This window comes from Bacillus sp. JZ34, from assembly GCF_053903205.1.
The window spans coordinates 3,116,803-3,132,686 of record NZ_CP096403.1; the positions used below are offsets into that span (position 1 = coordinate 3,116,803).

The window sequence follows — 15,884 nt, forward strand, 5'->3', positions numbered from 1 at the left end:
AGGAGGAAATGATGATGAGTGCCACTGCCTTGCCGGCCTTCAGGCTGCACATTCATCCGAAGCATCTGCTTGAGTTGAAAAAAGACGTCTGGAGTGATGAAGCCGTTCCGGGCATGCTCTTGACCGGTTCAGCAAAGACGCCTGTCGCAGTGTCATACAGAGGGGCCCATACCCGCAAACTGACAAAGAAGTCCTATTTCATTCAATATCCGGACAGAAAAGAAAAGGCTGAAGAAGCTGCGTTTCATTTGAACGCCGAATATCACGACCCGTCTTTCATCAGAAACAGGCTATCCTTTCATTTTTTTGAACAAATCGGCGTTCTTGCGCCGGCAGCATCGCACGCTTTCCTTTATCTCAACGAAAAAAAAGAAGGCATCTATTTAAAAATCGAATCTGTTGACGATCATTTCTTAAAGAGGAGAAATTTAGAAAGGGGGGCCATTTATTATGCCGTTGATGACGATGCTAATTTTTCTCTGCTGAGCTCCTTCGATAAAAAGGCTAAGCAAAATCTCATGCAGGGATATGAAAGAAAAACGGGGTCTAGCCGCCACGATGATTACCTCCAGGAATTTATCTACTTTATTAATACCGCAAAAGACGACATATTTGAAAAGGAAATCAAACGCTATCTCGATGTCAAACAATATTTGCTGTGGCTCATCGGCGCCGTCTGCACCCAAAACTTCGACGGCTTCGTCCATAACTATGCGCTTTATTTAAACGATCGCACAAAAACGTTTCAAATTATTCCATGGGATTATGACGCGACATGGGGACGGAATATTCACGGGGAAGAAATGGAACATAACAGGATTCCGGCGAAAGGCTATAATACACTGTCTGCGAGACTGCTCGACATCCCGGCTTTTCAGTCCCAATACTTCAATTTAATGAAAAACGTCTTGCACCGCCAATTTACAATCAGTCGGCTTTCGCGGTTTGCGGTAGACTGGCATGAGACAATCGCGCCTTTTCTTGAATATGATCCTTATACAACCGTCACATACAGCCGACTCGAAGATGAGCAAAAACAAATTTTCCATTTTATCGAACAGAGGAAGCGGTTTCTGCTTTTCGAGCTTTCCCGATTATAAACGGGCGCTCTCCTTCAAAAAAAATGTCACATTTTTTGTCATATTGGCGAAAAAAATCCCTTTAACACAAAATAAGGTATACTAGCAATATCAAGGAACATCATTGCTGAATACCTGAAATCACCGACTCAAAATACAAATCGAAAGTTGGAGACTGCCATGATGAACAATAAAATTGAAGCAAAAAGACTGGCCTTATTTGAAGCTGCCGAAAAATTCGGCATCAACTCCAAAGAGGCCATTCAATGCAGTCAGGAATTGGACAACTTGCTGAACCAACGAATGCAAAAGGATGAGAACTGCGTGATACATGCGGAAGAAAGAAAAGGCCGCCATACATCATGACCTCCGACTGCAAGCTGCGCCTGATGCCCGGCCTTCCCTCTCCTCCGTTTCCTCATCCAATGATTTCAGGTCGCAGCTTTGGCTATTCGGCCATTGTTTTTTGAACATAAATCATCGTGCACACACCGTAGGCAAGAATGACCGAAGGTGTAAAGGACTCTTGATACGGAATATAAACAAACCCGTTCAAGAATAACAAAAATCCGCTGTTCAAAAAGAAATACCCTGCGATTTTGGCCAGCTTATCCTGATCCCTTACTCTTTCCCGGCGAAATCCCCGCAATATCCAAGTTTGTTTTTTTATTCCGACTGCATAGGCTGCTGAAAAGAACAGCAGGGCTGCAGCAATTGACACCGCATTCAATTGAAAATACATGTCTCCTCCCCCTTCCCTTATCGCACCGTTTTTCTTATTCATACGTTTTCCAATCTGATAAGTTTCACCCGCATGTGATCAGCACTCACGGCAAAACCTCTTTTTTTATCACAAAAGCGCCTAATCAACATAGGATATGGTGTATAGCCCATAAAAAACGTGTGATTACTTAAAGGGTGTGCCATCATGCCAGCTATTGTCGGAGCTTTTAAAGTAAATGCCGTCGGTACGAGCGGCGTTGTTCATGTCGGAGACTGCATCACGATTTCTCCTTATGCAGAAGTTAAAACATTCGCAGGCGCCGGCAGTTTCAATACCGGAGACGGACTCAGCGTATATAACCAGAACAGCATCACCAACACATATGACAACGATATGATTGATCAGCCGCTCGCAGGCAACCTGTAAGGAGGTGGGGGCATGAATTTTTATATCAACCAATCGATTCAAATCAACTATTTAAGAGTCGAAGGCATCAGCAACTCTTCCGTCTTGCAGATCGGGAGCGCGGGCTCCATTAAAACACTTTCCAACCTTTATAATACAGGGAGCTACACGGAAGCAGCCCCGCCTGTCGCCGGCGGCGAAGTTTTTGACGACGCTTTTGAAGACGGGACTCAACCAACTCTCGTTCCTCTTCATGCTCCTTCTGTTACAGTACCATAGGATACACGGGGGTGTAATCTCATGAAACAAAGCAATCCACAGAACTGGTATGGGTATTTGCAGCAGCAGGATGCGCAAATCCAGCGCCTCGAAAGGCAGATTGCCGCATTGCAGTCGGAATTGAACCAGCTGAAAGAAAATCCCGGTACCCGGATTGACCGGATCGAATACAAATTTGATCAATTAAAAATTGAACGCTTGGACGGAACGCTCAACATCGGGCTTAATCCGACAGATCCTGACCAGGTGGAAAACTTTGAAATCAGCCAGCAGCCGCCAGGTATCGGAATGCTGCAGCAGGAACTCGACGGCCAGCTGATGCAGCAAACGAGACAGCTCGTCGATGCCTACTTAAACGAAGAAACCCCTCGTTTGCTGGAACAGCTGGAAGACCGGTATGACAGTAAACTGGACGATACAAACCGCCACCATATCATCGAAGACATCAGAAAGCAAATCGACAGCCGCATCCGCTATTACGTCAAACATGTGCAGCCTGACGAAAACATCCAGCCCCGCGAGCATGCAGAACGGCTGGCCGATTATGTGAAGCGTGATATCGCACGGGCAATCGAACACTTTCTCAAATCGATTCCTGACGAAATGAAAGGAAATGAAAACACATGAATTTTACCGTTGTGAACCGCTGTTTGGATGTAGGTAATATTAACATTACCGGGGTTTCAAGCTCATCTGTTTTTTTAATCGGAGATACAGAATGCATTTCCCTGTCATCAATTTTTGATACACCGCCTGAATCTCTCATTGTCGGGCCGTTTGTCCCGCTGGCGCCGGAATCAAGATGATCAGAACGTCAAAAGTAAAGTTTTTGAAAGTTCATTCAGTAGGGATCACCAGCACGCTGCAAATCGGGGATGTCGAAGAGATTATTCCTAAAGTGAAAATTCTCGCTGTTCAGCGCTACCTTTCACTTTTTTTCGGAAATGAAGGCTCATTTAATCAGGAAGATTTCCCTCTCTTTCAGCAGCCGATACCACATTTATTACCGGAAACCGGCGTCTCATCAGCTTTTTTCCATGAGGTTCCCGTCATTCGAGTCAGAGCTGTAAAAATTGCCGGGGTATCTTCTTCTTCAGTTTTTCAGGTTGGTTCGACGCGCCGCATGATTTCCGAGGCGAGAGTCAAACATATCAGAAAGCTTCCTCCTGCAAGGAACTCACAATAACCGCCCGGCCGACATATACTGGTTCAGAGACTTCTATAAAGGATGTCGATCAATCATGCCAGCCATTGTCGGACCCATTAAAATCAATGAAATCTCAGGAGGAGTAGTGAATTTCGGCGATTCTTTTTATCTATCTCCAAAAAGCTCTTCAAAGTCTGCACTCGGTTCTGGTGCTGGTAATACTGGAGATTTCCTTATCGTCAACAATGGTATAAACGCGACAAATTATATAGACCCGGATGTAAGCGACCAGAATGTTGTCGGAAATGCATAAAGCAGCCTCTTCCACTAGAAGAAGGCTGCTTTTTGGTTATCAGGTTAAATCATTTCAAGCGATACAGCTGTGCCTTTGCCGCTCGGTTCAGCCGGATGGACAATCAGCTTCTTCGGCAGCCTGGCCCGAAGTTCCTGAACGTGGCTGATCACACCGACCGACAGATTGTCAGACTGAAGCTTCTCCAATGCGGTCACGACCGTATCCAGCAAATCCTGATCAAGCGTGCCAAACCCTTCGTCCAAAAAGAAGAATTGGAGCGGATACTCTCCGCGAAGCTGGATCTGTGCCGAAAGTGCAAGCGCAAGCGCCAGTGAAGTCAGAAACGTCTCCCCACCTGACAGACTCGTAACAGGACGCTTGACTCCGCCGTTGGCATCGTCCCTCATCACAAAACCGCCTTCTGAGTCGACTTCAATCGCATACCTCTGTCTTGTCAGTTCGCCGAGTCTTGCAGATGCGTCTCTTGTGACGCTTTCAAGCTGCTCTTCTGCCAAGTATTCAACAAAGCTGTTTCCTTTAAAGACGGCTTGGAGTTTATCAAGACGGTCGATGTATGTCTGCCATTCAGCCAATGATGCTTCAAGTTCCTTAAACCTTTTATGGTTCTCGCGGATGACGGCGAGAGCTTTGCCGGCCGCGCCCCTTTCTTCCAAGGCTTTGCTGAATGCCTCCTCAGCTTTGTCCTTCGTGACGGCGGCTTTTTCCCAACTCTCCTCAGAAACCGATCTCCCATCAAGCTTTTCCGTAATCCGCTTGATATTGGACTCGCACTGTTTTGTCTGATCCCAATGCATTTGAATGTCTTCTTTCAGCCGGGCAAGATCATCGCGGTCTAAAATGCTCGCTTTCACTTCAGAGGCCTTTTCAAACGGTGTACCTCCGGATTTTTCCTGCCAGATGTCCGACGCTTTCGCAAGCCTTGCTTCCGCTTCACGCAAAGCGAGCTCACACCCTTTTGTCTGTCCTCTTAAACGGCTGACTTCGGATTCGGTCTCTTTGAGCCGTCCGTAAAGCGTCTGTTCCTGCTCATGCAGCTTGGCCAATTGCGTTTTCACGTCTTGAAGCTTTTTGTCGATCGCAGCTGTATCGGGATAGCCCATCAGCTCTTTTTGATAATCGTTTATTTCTTTATTAAGGCTTTCGACCGCATAGCGGAGGTCGAGCTTTTCTTTATCAAGCGCAAACAAGCGCTCGGTGAGCTTCTCTTTTTGCTGTTCATGTTTTGTGAGAAAGCCGACGCTCGTTTCGATACGCTTTTCGAATTCCTCTGCGGCCAGATCTTTTTCTTCAATCGTTTTTTGCCATTTTTCAGCCTGTTCATAAGAGAGGCCGTCGAATTGTTCGCCGAAGCTTTTTCGGCGTTCATTTAACTGGTCATTTAATTCGCGGACGCGGTTTTGAAGCCTGTTACGCTCCCTTTCTTCATGGCTGAGTCGCTCGCTGATTTGGTCGCGTTTCTTGCAGAGCTCTTTATATGTGTGAAGGAGCTTGGACATCCTGCTTTTTGTCTCGGCGAGATCCTGTCTGATTCCTTTCCATTCAAAGCTGATGCGGTTGTACCGTTCGGGAATGGTGCCTTCTTCTATCGATGCAGCGGTTTCAGGCAGTTCATGTTTGCTCTTGACTAAAAACGGGCATTCGCTCACCAGGTGGTCGGATTGCTGTTCGAGTGCCACTTTGGCCGAGAAAAACTCCTGAGCCAGCGCACCGGCTTCAGCGATGATGGCTTCCGTTTTCTCCAGTTCGGAATCCGCCTCTTTAAAGGACAGGCTTTCTATGCCGACGCGGGCGGGCATTTCATGATGTACAGATCCGCAGACCGGACAAGGCTCTCCGTCTTTGAGCTGCTTTGCCAGTTCGATTGCCAGCTGATCACGGTTTGCCTGTTCCCGTTTTGCCGCAATCTCTTCTTTTTTTTGAGATGCCACACGGATGGTCTCAGAGAGCGATCTGTCTGTTTCGCAAACGAGCGCGTACGCTCGTTCGACAGCGGCAAACAATGCCTCGATGCGTTCGGTTTCAGCTTTTACCTTTTGATCCACCGCTTGCTGTTCTTGCTGGAGCTCTTTAATCAGCGTCTCCTGCTGACCAAGCCGTTCCTTTTCTAAAGCGGCATCGTTGTTAAGCTGTTGAATGTGAAAAGCAAGCTGATTGGCATTTCGGCAGTTTTTACGCTCTTCGCTAGATACCTGGACAGATTTCAGCTCCGCTTTCAGCTGATTCTGCTTGGCTGTCCCGCGTTCAAGCAGACTTTTCACCTTGGCCAGCTCGTCTGCCGCATGCTTGATTTCCTCTTCTTTCAAACGCTGTTCGCGCTGCTTCTTCTCGGCCTCGGCCTGTGCGGCTAGCCGCTTGTTTTCAATTTCCTTCAAAGCGGTGAGCTGTTCTTCTTGCTTGAGAAGCTCCGGTTCCTTTTCATTTTTAAGACGCCTGAAATCCTCGTACTCGCGCTCTGTTTTTTTATGAAGCTCTTCATATTGTTCTAATTGTTCCCGCGCTTGTTTTTCTTCCCGGTGTGCGCGTTCGGCATCTTCCCGCGCTGCCAGCAAGGCGTCTGCATAAGGCTTGAGCGTATTTGCCGTTTCGGCGAGGTGCAGGCGGCTTTCTTTTTCCCGAATCTGTTCCTGTTTCTTTAAAAGCTCCGCCTCTTTTTTTAGATAGCTTTCTTTTTCCTGCTGCAGATTCCAAATCTCCTGATACTCCGCAAAGCGCTGCGCTTCTGCGTCTCGTTCGCGCTTCTTGCTTTGCAAAAGGCTTTCAGCTTCTTCGAGATGCTGTTCCGCCTGTTTCAGCGCCTCTTCCCCCGCATCGCCCAATCCAGCCTGCTCGGCAAGCATCTCATTTTTTCTAGCCTGCGCTGTTTGCGCCTGTTTCTTCAGTTTTTTGACGAGCCTGTCCCCGTATTGTTCGAGGTTGAACAGGCGCTGAAGCATCTGCCGCCGCTCCGCTCCTTTTAAGGAAAGAAATTCGGCGAATTTACCTTGCGGCAGGACGACTGCCCTTGTAAAATCGTCGATCGTCAAGCCCAGCAGCTCTTCGATTTTCCGGTTTACTTCATTCGCTTTATCGGCCAGAACGATTTGTTCCTCTTTCATTTCAATGAAGCGGCAGATCGATGTTTTGACCTTGACGGCATCTGTCCGCTTAAAGACCCGTTCCACTTTATAAGCCGTCTCATGGCCTGTCTGCAGCTTAAACGTAAACGATACAGCAAGCTCATCTTCGGCATGATTCAAAATACCGTGCGTATTATTGGCGGCCCGCTCCACCTTCCCATACAAAGCAAGAGTCATCGCGTCAAGAATCGACGACTTGCCGCTTCCGGTCGGCCCGAAGATACCGAATACACCGGCATCGCACAGGCGCTCAAAATCGATCACCTGCTCCTGCCTGAAACTGTGCAGCCCCTTAATAGACAGAGAAATCGGCTTCATGTTTCATCACCCTCTTCCTGTTCCGATCCTGCGGCGAGCTCCAGAAACAGTTTGACGGTTTCTTCATCGGGAACCGCTCCACCGGTTTGTCTTTCATAAAACGCTATAAACCGTTCTTCAATCGGAACGTTTCTGGACCGGATCTTCTCTTCATCCGAGGCGGCTTCCTCAAAAACCGGACGAATATGGATGATGCCTTGATGCGCTTTTCTCAAACGGTGAATTTCTTCAATCGACAGCTGGTCTGTCAGATGGATTTCAAGGTCGATCCACGCGTTTTTGTCCCGCTCTTCCTCCAGCCAGCTGTATACTTGGGACATCCCTTTTTCCGCCTTCCATTTAACGAGCGGTTTTCCACTCGTCAAATGGACCTCTTCCCATGATGCCGTTTGACCGGGTGCGGCTTCGACAATGGTGACCGATTTTGCGTATCCCGCTTCAGAAAAGCTGTAGGCAAGCGGTGAACCTGAATATCTGGCAAGCGTGCGGGCCCGTTTGATCGTCTGCGGGCGATGAAGATGCCCGAGCGCCACATAGGCGGCGTTTTCCGGCAGGCTTTCCGCAGCCACCGTATATGCGCCTCCGACTTCGATCGGCCGCTCAGAATCCGTCTGGCTGCCGCCCGCCACATAAATATGGCTTGCCGCAATCTGCACCGCATCCTTTCTCGCCTTGCCGCACATACGCTGAAAGGTCTGCTTGATTTTCTCATCATACTGGTCGCGCAGCAGTTTTTCGTCAAATGTTTCCGACAGCACTTCATTCAGTCTGGACTCGGAAGGATAGGCGAGCGCTGCGACTGACAGGATCTCCCCCCTAGAAGCGACTTCTATATCAACTGGCTCAGTCTTCGGGTACCCGATCAAGTGGATGCCATGGTCTGTCGTTAACGGAGAGGCCGCGGAAAGGCGGTCCGGATTATCATGGTTGCCGGCAATCACGACGACCGGACGGTTTCCTTTGTCAGACAAGGCGGAGAGGCTTTCATAAAAAAGCTGTTCAGCCAGTGCAGGCGGATTCACTGTGTCAAATGCGTCTCCGGCCATGATAACGGCGTCGATCTTTTCATCTTTTACGATCCTTGTGAGCTCTTCAAGAAAGTCCGCCTGTTCTTTCAGGCGGCTTCTCCCTTCAAGCGTTTTTCCCAAATGCCAGTCCGCTGTATGTAAAATTCGCATGTGTGCCTCACCTCTCTTTTCATTAAAGCTCCCCCCGAAATCGTCAGGGGGACGCCGGTTTCATATTAAAATAAGAGCACATGTCCTCCGTCAAAAAAGTACAGTGCACGCCCTTTGAGCGGCATTTTAATCATCGTTTCAACGGCTCGTGCATAAAGCTGAATTTGTGTTTCGTAACGCTTCCTTAAAATCGGTTCGGCCCCTTCGAATCCGTTTCGGTACTTTCCGTGTATCCGGTCGGTTTTGTAATCAAGAAGGTAAAAACCGTCCTCCGTCTCGAATAAACAATCGATAATTCCCTGTATCAATACAGGTTCGTCGGCTGACTCAAGATCAGGATAAACCTCTTTGGCGGACAGCGTCATGTTAAAGGGAACTTCCCGTTCGACGCGGCGGGCGCCGAGAAGCTTTTGTCCGATTTCCGTATCAAAGAATGCGAGAATATCGTCTTCCTCAATCGCTGCCCGCTGGTCTTCTGTTAATAGCTCTTTCTCAACAAGCCTGTCTAGGAGGCGGCTGAGCTCATTCATTTCAAGCGCACGGGTCAGCGGAATATGCTGCATGACGGTGTGCATCGCCGTTCCCCGTTCGGAAGCGGTCAGGCCTTTTGCCATCATAAAGGACGGCCGTTTAAACAGGAGAGCATCCTTGGTTGGGCGAATCAGCGAGCGGTCGCCGTACTCATCCTCATACTCCTTCTGCCTTTTCATTTCTGAGACAGACTGTTTTGTTCGGACTTTGGCGGCGTCTTTGTATGGATATGACCATGTCAGCCTTTCTCTGACTTGTTGCTCATACTCAAACGAACCATCGATCGGAAGCCCCATTTGAATTTGGGAGAGCCGGCCGTGTCTTTCTTCACCGGCCTGATCAATATCTTCTGCTTGAAGATCCGCGGCCGACAGCCAGCTGACCTGAAAGCGCGCCGGATGTTCACGGATCTCATCAATCACCAGCGGCGCGCCGGATTCATCCATATCTCTGTGTCTCATCAAAGCAGGTCCGATGAAATCCAGGTAAGATTTCGCCTGAAACCGTTCATAATCCGGAAGCAGCCACTCAGACCCCGCCGCTTGTGACCGCCAGTCGGCAAGCAGCTTTTCTTTATCCTTAGCCGTCCCGACCAGGTACAGCTTTTCCTTGGCCCGGGTAAGAGCGACATACAAGACGCGCAGCTCCTCTGATAAAAGCTCGCGGCGGAGCTTTTTCTTCATCGCGATCAGCGGCAGCGTCGGATAGCTGATCCGCCACTTCGGATGAATAAACTTCGTTCCGAAACCGAGTTCTTTATCCAGCAGATAAGACTTGTTCAAGTCCATCATATTAAAATTTCGTCCGAGACCGGCGGTAAATACGACAGGAAATTCAAGCCCTTTGCTTGAGTGGATCGTCATCAGCCGAACAACGTCTTCCTGTTCGCTCAGAGCTCTTGCCGTTCCGAGATCATCACCCCGCTCCTGCATCCGCTCAATAAACCTTAAAAAGCGGAACAAACCGCGGAACGATGTCGCTTCATAGGATCTCGCCCTGTCGTAAAGCGCGCGCAAATTGGCCTGCCGCTGTTTTCCGCCCGGCATTCCGCCGACATAATCCAAATACTTCGTATCCCGGTAGATTTCCCAGATCAGCTCTGCCACAGAGTGGTTTTTCGCATACGCTCTCCACTTTTTGAGCAGGGCGTCAAAGCGGCGAAGCTTTTCGCTGAGCCTCTCATCGCCGTCTGCTGCAGAAAGGTATGCTTTCATCGCTTCGTAAAACGGCGCTTTTTTATCCTTGATTCTGATCAAGGAAAGCTCATTTTCGTCAAGACCTACAACAGGCGATCTGAGAACGGACGCAAGCGGGATGTCCTGATAAGCATTATCGATGATTTTTAATAAAGACAGTGTGACCGATACTTCTGTCGCTTCAAAATAACCCGTTGAGAGGTTCGCGTATACCGGAATCCCCTGCTGTTTAAACTCGTCCATAATTTGCGGCGCCCAAGGCATCGACCGCAAAAGCACCACGATATCACGGTACTGGATGTTCCGCGACGCTTTCGCTTTGGCATCATATACTTGAAATTTTTCTGTTATCAGCCTGCGGATTTGTCCGGCGATCGCTCTTGCTTCAAGCTGGACCGCCTCAAGCTCTTCAGCCTCTTCATCCTGCGCGCCGCTCTGGTTTTCGATGAGCAGAAGCTCCGTTTTTGTCGCTTCGTTCGACGGATAAGACGCGCCAAGCTTCAATTCGGCTTGTTCGTCATATTCGACTTCCCCGACCTTTTCTCCCATGAGCTGCTTGAATAAAAAGTTCGTGCTGTCCAAAATATCTGAACGGCTTCTGAAGTTTTTATTTAAATCGATTTTTTGACCGGAACCCGAGCCATCGTCTGTAAAGCGTTTATATTTCGAGAGGAACAAAAGCGGTTCTGCCAGGCGGAACCGGTAAATCGACTGCTTGACATCGCCCACCATAAACAGGTTCCCCTCATGCTCCTCTTTGGCGACGAGCTTTAAAATCGCTTCCTGGACCAAGTTCGTATCCTGATATTCATCAACAAGCACTTCATGGAACTGATGGCGGTAAAACTTCGCCGCTTCGCTCGGCACGGCTTCGCCGGCTTGGTTTTTCCCGGATAAAATCGCAAGGCAGTCGTGTTCAAGGTCTGAGAAATCGACGATCGCTTTTTCCTTTTTCGCGTCCGCAAACCGCTTGCCATACTCCAACACGAGCTGGACGAGCGTCTGAATGACCGGCTTCATTTCCCTCAAGCTCTCAAGGTGCTGCTCGGGAGTTCGCCTAAAATAATCGCTTTTCAGCTTTTCAAGTTGCTTTTTCGCGCTGTTGCGGAGATCTGCGGCCTCATCAACCAATCGAGGATCGTACGCATCTCCTTTGCACGGCTTCAATCTTTGAAACGAAACGGCCGGTACAAGCTCGTACAGAGCCGAAAAATCATTCTGCTGCTGAATCAGCCTGTCAATCTGCGCTAAATCATCGAGGAAATTTTCGGCGCGCGGCGCAGGCCCCCCTGGCTGCTTCGTCAAATCAAGCGCACGCGTCAGCTTTTGCCGCATCCCCTCCAGAACGAGTGCGATGTCTTCTTTAATGTAAGAATAAAACGGCAGAGCCTCAACTTTCGTATCTGAAGCCGCGTCATACAGATCAACAAATGTGTGAAGCCAGCCTTCCGGATCGGGATGCGAACGGGAAAACTCGTAGACCCGCTTGACGAGATGCTGCAAATCGAGGTCATGACGGTCTGTCGTATATCTGTCCACAAGTTCAAAAAAGGCCGGATCTTGCTTTTTGTATTCTTCTTCAAACAGCTCGTCCAGCACCTCATCGCCAAGCAGCTCGCCTTCCGTCTGATCGGCGATCCGGAAAGCCGGATCAACATCGATCAAATAATAGTATTTGCGGATGACTTGAAGACAGAATGAGTGCAATGTTGATATGCTCGCTTTGTTTAATAAAGCAAGCTGTCTGCGCAAATGAAGCGATCCCGGATTTTCGGCAAGCTCTTTTTCGAGTGCTTCGCCGATCCTGTGCTTCATTTCAGCCGCAGATGCATTCGTAAAGGTGACGACAAGCAGCCTGTCGACATCTACGGGATGTTCCTGATCCGTTATTTTCCGAATGATCCGCTCAACCAGCACGGCCGTTTTTCCGGAGCCGGCCGCTGCCGCAACTAAAATGTCCCGGCCGGATGAGACGATCGCCTTCCATTGGTCATCAGTCCAATTGCTGCCCTTCGGTTTAGAAATCTCCATCTGTCTCATCCTCCTTTTTCAGCCGCTCCAAAATCACGTTGTCTTTTTCGGGTTTTAATATCCGGTATTCGTTTTCCTCAAGCGATTCGTCAAACTGGCAGAATGACCGGTACGAACAATATGTGCACGGTGTCCGGTCTTTTAGCTTGTAAGGCTCGATCGACACTTTACCGTCTGTGATCTCCTCGCCGGCCTTCTGAAATGTCCGGCGGATATGGCGCCTTAATACATGAAAATCCTCTTCTGCAATAACGTCAGAATCCGAACGGAGCGAGCCGTCTTTTTTCAAGCCTGCGCTGATCATGTTCGACCTGCCTTGTTCCAGCGTGGTATCCATCAGCTTGACCGCTTCCTGGTCTCCCAAGAGCAGCCCTTTCATCTTGAACTTTTTGAAAATCTCTTTTTCTATTTCATCAAGGCCGAGCGGCACCGAAGCCTGGATCATCGGATCGTGCACATGAAAATAAAGCACGCCTGCAGGGGATGCCTTCATGCCGAGCCAATCGGTTGAATGTGTGATCGACAAATCGAGATATGTCAGCATTTGCAGGGCGAGGCCGTAATACACCTCGGCCAAATCGAGGCCTTTATCGCTTGATTTATAGTCGACAATCCTAAGCAGCAGCCCTTTTGAGCTCTCCGCTTTATCCACTCTGTCGATCCGGCCGACAAGCTCCATTGTGCAGCCGTTCTTCAAGGTAAAACGCATTGGAGGAAGCGGACCTTTCCCCCCGAATCCGAGCTCGATGCCGACGGGGGCAAACCCGCTTGCTTTTGCATGCTCGCTTAAAATGCCCGATACCCTGGCAATGATTTTTTGCAGCTTCTGCTTCACGTAATGATGACGGTTCGAACTGAGCAAAATCTCTTTTTGCAGCTTTGGCGCGAGCCGTTCAACTGCATCGCTTGACAAAGTCTCGCATTGGGCTTTCGTTAAGTCGCGCCAATCCAGTTTAAGCTCGTGAAGCCGATCTGAAATCAGCTTCAGCGCCGAGTGGAACAGCTGACCGATATCCGGAGCTTCAAGCTTGAAAAATTGACGTTCCTTCAGCTTTAAACCGTGCGAAGCAAAATGGGAAAACGGACAGGCTTTGAACGTCTCCATCCGCGACACGCTTCCCTGAATGTGCTCCCCATATAAATCGCGGCTCACATGCCGGTTCAAGTTTTCGACCTTGTTTCTGAAAAACAGGCTGGACAGGATATTTTGAGAAAAGATGCGGTCAGGCTCATTCATTAAAAAGTTGTATGTACTCCACCATACATCGCTGATCGCATACTGCCTCGTCCAAATGCCGAGCTGCCCTGCCAAATGGCTCAAGGCGGCGCCTTTATTCACGAGAAATTCAAGCTGGGCTTCGTCGTCCAGCTGCTCGGGTTCATGAATCAGCATCTTCTCTTCGCCGTCCGGGAACAGCTCATTCAGCCGTTTCACCACTGTTGAAGGAAGCAGCGTCTTCCCTTCCGAATCTGCGATCGGATAGGAGACATAGAGCTTTTCAGACGGGCTGGAAAGCGTCATGTAGATCAGAAAATTCTCATCCAAGAGCTGCTCTCGACCCGTCGCCGCCAGCTGTGCGCCGTTTCGTTTCAGCCACTCCCGGTCATCGTCTGAAAGCACGCCGTCGTCCGAAGGCCTCGCCGGAAGTATGCCGTCGTTTACACCGATGAGAAATGTGCATTTCGTGCCGTACATCCTTGAAAGGTCCATATTGCCGATAAACACTTGATCAAGAGCGGGCGGAATCAGCGCGAATTTCAAAGACTCCAAGCCCGTTTCAATCATTTGCTGAAATAAAGCAAACGATATCCGCTCTGTGCCCATCATTTCAACAAACTCGTCCAACAGTTGAATAACGGCATCCCATACTTGCTCATGCTGGCGCGACTCTGCAATCCTACCGCTTTCTTCGGCCAGCCGCCTTTCCTGTTCAAGCTTCATCGGAACATCGGCTTCTTCAAGATAAAGGTAAACGGCTTCGGCCATTTCCCTGACGGTTTCAGCTTTTTTCAAGCGCTTCTGCAGCCTGTGGATCGGTGGAACGATCCAGCCCTTTAGTTCATTGAGCATATTTTCCGTTTCAATCTCTTTGTCTGTCTTGGCAAAATCCTCATCCAGAGAAGAGTACCTTCTGTAAACAAACGGATCTTTGCTTGTCCATCTGTCTCCTTTAATGCCATACGCAATACAGTAGTTTTCAAGCTGGTCAATCTGTTCGCGCAGCCGTTCCTTCGGCTGTCCTTCCGGGAATAAAAGTTCCGTTTTGACACAGCGGAACACCGCTTCATACCGCCAGTTTCCTTTAATGATATCAAGCGTCGAACGGATCAGCTCAATGAGCGGATGATTTTGCATCGATTCCTTGCCGTCTATGAAAAAAGGAAGTTCGCAGTCTTTAAAAACTTCTTTTATCGTATCTTTATAATCTTCAACATTGCGGGCAATAACGGCGATATCCCTAAGCCTGAAGCGGCCCTGGCGAATTAAAGAATGAATCTCGCGCGCAATTCCTTCAATCTCGGTTCTTCTGTTCGACGCCTGCATGATGCGGAGCGATTCCGTCCGTCCGCGATACGGTTTTGCAGGACGCTCGTCAAAATAGCGTTCAAGGTGCCGGAGCTCCGAATGTTGCTGGTGCCGTTTCGTTTCTTCCAGCCGCACTTCTGACGGATCAAGGCCAAGTTCCTTCGCCTTCTGGTAAAGGTCATAGTACGCCTTCCCGGTCATTCTGAACAGATGGAGCTCATTCGGGCTGTTGGCCGTAAACGGCTGATCCGCCGTCAGCGAAAAAGTGATCTCCTCCGCATGTACCATCAGCTGTTCCAGCACGTTCATCTCCTGTGGCGTAAATTGGTGAAATCCGTCCACGTAAACGGCAGCGTTTCTAATCTCATCCGCATACGGAATCTGCTCGGCCAAAAGCGTCAAATAATCCTCAGATTGAACATATTGATTCTCCAGATTTTCCTCAAGCTTGCTGTATAAAATATATAAGTCGTGCAATTTATCGGAAAGGATCCGTTCATCTTCGTATTCCGATTTGCCCGTCCCCTCTATCATGTCCCGGATCCTTTCAGGCTGCAGACAATGCCGTTTAAATTCGGTCAGCATCCGTTCCACCTGCTCCGTAAATCCGCTTTTATCGCTTGCGTTTTGATAGACTTTAAACTCGCTCTTATGCTCTTCAATCAGTCTCCGCAGCAGCATCTGAATGCCCGTCCCCGTCAAAAACGGCCGATTCATGCCTCCGGTATGCTGGAGCACTCGCCAGGCAAGCCTTGAAAAACTGTACACTTGGGCGCGGATAGTTCCGCCCAAATCAGGTGTTTTGCTAAGCTCGTATTCCATTAAAAACGTCATTTGATCCGGGACTAGAAAAATGATCGGTTTTCCGAGCGGTTCATCACGAAGTTTTTCTCTGATTTCATTCAGGATAAAGGTCGTTTTCCCACTCCCGGATCTGCCTGATAAAAATACTGCTCCCACTAAGCTCGTCTCCTTTCTGTTTCTTACTCTTTATTCTATCGAAACATCTGCAAAATAACCATTCTCCAAAACTGGGA

General features: G+C 48.9%; 13 protein-coding genes. 8 read left to right on the top strand and 5 right to left on the bottom strand.

What is annotated here, in order from left to right; translation table 11 throughout:
- Positions 1-14: 14 nt before the first annotated feature.
- Complete coding sequence (locus tag M1D90_RS15820; RefSeq protein ID WP_025811689.1) at positions 15-1,100, top strand: CotH kinase family protein; 1,086 nt, start codon at positions 15-17, stop codon at positions 1,098-1,100.
- Positions 1,101-1,262: 162 nt separating this feature from the next.
- Positions 1,263-1,445 carry an aspartyl-phosphate phosphatase Spo0E family protein gene (locus tag M1D90_RS15825; RefSeq protein WP_020450876.1) on the top strand — a complete coding sequence of 61 codons (183 nt, stop codon included), beginning with the start codon at positions 1,263-1,265 and terminating at the stop codon, positions 1,443-1,445.
- An 82-nt stretch (positions 1,446-1,527) separates the two neighbouring features.
- Here the strand turns inward: M1D90_RS15825 and M1D90_RS15830 are convergent, their stop codons facing one another.
- On the bottom strand, positions 1,528-1,821 hold the full coding sequence (locus M1D90_RS15830; protein WP_128822808.1) for a DUF3784 domain-containing protein: 294 nt from the start codon (positions 1,819-1,821) through the stop codon (positions 1,528-1,530).
- A gap of 186 nt (positions 1,822-2,007) precedes the next feature.
- On the opposite strand from M1D90_RS15830, the gene M1D90_RS15835 reads away from it, so the two are divergent.
- Genes M1D90_RS15835 through M1D90_RS15860 form a run of 6 tightly spaced genes read left to right on the top strand, consistent with a single transcriptional unit; the run spans position 2,008 to position 3,947 of the window.
- Positions 2,008-2,229, top strand: a complete 222-nt coding sequence (locus M1D90_RS15835; RefSeq protein WP_096747992.1) for a spore germination protein — start codon at positions 2,008-2,010, stop codon at positions 2,227-2,229.
- A gap of 12 nt (positions 2,230-2,241) precedes the next feature.
- On the top strand, positions 2,242-2,487 hold the full coding sequence (locus M1D90_RS15840) for a spore germination protein GerPB (protein ID WP_039072656.1): 246 nt from the start codon (positions 2,242-2,244) through the stop codon (positions 2,485-2,487).
- 21 nt (positions 2,488-2,508) lie between these two features.
- Positions 2,509-3,114 (top strand): spore germination protein GerPC, encoded by a 606-nt coding sequence (gerPC, locus tag M1D90_RS15845; protein ID WP_039072655.1) that lies wholly within the window; start codon positions 2,509-2,511, stop codon positions 3,112-3,114.
- Complete coding sequence (locus M1D90_RS15850; RefSeq protein WP_105979078.1) at positions 3,111-3,293, top strand: spore gernimation protein GerPD; 183 nt, start codon at positions 3,111-3,113, stop codon at positions 3,291-3,293. The genes gerPC and M1D90_RS15850 overlap by 4 nt, the downstream gene beginning before the upstream one ends.
- Positions 3,290-3,673: a spore germination protein GerPE gene (locus tag M1D90_RS15855; RefSeq protein WP_105979079.1), complete on the top strand. Its 384-nt coding sequence runs from the start codon at positions 3,290-3,292 to the stop codon at positions 3,671-3,673. Before M1D90_RS15850 ends, M1D90_RS15855 begins: the two co-directional genes overlap by 4 nt.
- Before the next feature lie 55 nt (positions 3,674-3,728).
- Positions 3,729-3,947 (top strand): spore germination protein, encoded by a 219-nt coding sequence (locus tag M1D90_RS15860; protein ID WP_016885923.1) that lies wholly within the window; start codon positions 3,729-3,731, stop codon positions 3,945-3,947.
- A gap of 44 nt (positions 3,948-3,991) precedes the next feature.
- Here M1D90_RS15860 and sbcC read toward each other — a convergent pair whose 3' ends face one another.
- From sbcC to addB, 4 genes are all read right to left on the bottom strand, one after another.
- On the bottom strand, positions 3,992-7,384 hold the full coding sequence (gene sbcC / locus M1D90_RS15865; RefSeq protein ID WP_128822813.1) for an exonuclease subunit SbcC: 3,393 nt from the start codon (positions 7,382-7,384) through the stop codon (positions 3,992-3,994).
- Positions 7,381-8,562 (bottom strand): exonuclease subunit SbcD, encoded by a 1,182-nt coding sequence (gene sbcD / locus M1D90_RS15870; RefSeq protein WP_059231169.1) that lies wholly within the window; start codon positions 8,560-8,562, stop codon positions 7,381-7,383. Before sbcD ends, sbcC begins: the two co-directional genes overlap by 4 nt.
- Positions 8,563-8,627: 65 nt before the next feature.
- Entirely contained in the window at positions 8,628-12,320 is a 3,693-nt protein-coding gene (gene addA, locus M1D90_RS15875) for a helicase-exonuclease AddAB subunit AddA (protein ID WP_145654187.1), read from the bottom strand.
- Positions 12,307-15,807 (bottom strand): helicase-exonuclease AddAB subunit AddB, encoded by a 3,501-nt coding sequence (gene addB, locus M1D90_RS15880; RefSeq protein WP_145654186.1) that lies wholly within the window; start codon positions 15,805-15,807, stop codon positions 12,307-12,309. Before addB ends, addA begins: the two co-directional genes overlap by 14 nt.
- Between the last annotated feature and the right edge of the window lie 77 nt (positions 15,808-15,884).

Excerpts from the sequence above, each read along its gene's own strand:
- M1D90_RS15820 (WP_025811689.1), top strand. The coding sequence starts at position 15 with ATGAGTGCCACTGCCTTGCCGGCCTTCAGGCTGCACATTCATCCGAAG.
- M1D90_RS15825 (WP_020450876.1), top strand. The coding sequence starts at position 1,263 with ATGAACAATAAAATTGAAGCAAAAAGACTGGCCTTATTTGAAGCTGCC.
- M1D90_RS15830 (WP_128822808.1), bottom strand. The coding sequence starts at position 1,821 with ATGTATTTTCAATTGAATGCGGTGTCAATTGCTGCAGCCCTGCTGTTC.
- M1D90_RS15835 (WP_096747992.1), top strand. The coding sequence starts at position 2,008 with ATGCCAGCTATTGTCGGAGCTTTTAAAGTAAATGCCGTCGGTACGAGC.
- M1D90_RS15840 (WP_039072656.1), top strand. The coding sequence starts at position 2,242 with ATGAATTTTTATATCAACCAATCGATTCAAATCAACTATTTAAGAGTC.
- gerPC (WP_039072655.1), top strand. The coding sequence starts at position 2,509 with ATGAAACAAAGCAATCCACAGAACTGGTATGGGTATTTGCAGCAGCAG.
- M1D90_RS15850 (WP_105979078.1), top strand. The coding sequence starts at position 3,111 with ATGAATTTTACCGTTGTGAACCGCTGTTTGGATGTAGGTAATATTAAC.
- M1D90_RS15855 (WP_105979079.1), top strand. The coding sequence starts at position 3,290 with ATGATCAGAACGTCAAAAGTAAAGTTTTTGAAAGTTCATTCAGTAGGG.
- M1D90_RS15860 (WP_016885923.1), top strand. The coding sequence starts at position 3,729 with ATGCCAGCCATTGTCGGACCCATTAAAATCAATGAAATCTCAGGAGGA.
- sbcC (WP_128822813.1), bottom strand. The coding sequence starts at position 7,384 with ATGAAGCCGATTTCTCTGTCTATTAAGGGGCTGCACAGTTTCAGGCAG.
- sbcD (WP_059231169.1), bottom strand. The coding sequence starts at position 8,562 with ATGCGAATTTTACATACAGCGGACTGGCATTTGGGAAAAACGCTTGAA.
- addA (WP_145654187.1), bottom strand. The coding sequence starts at position 12,320 with ATGGAGATTTCTAAACCGAAGGGCAGCAATTGGACTGATGACCAATGG.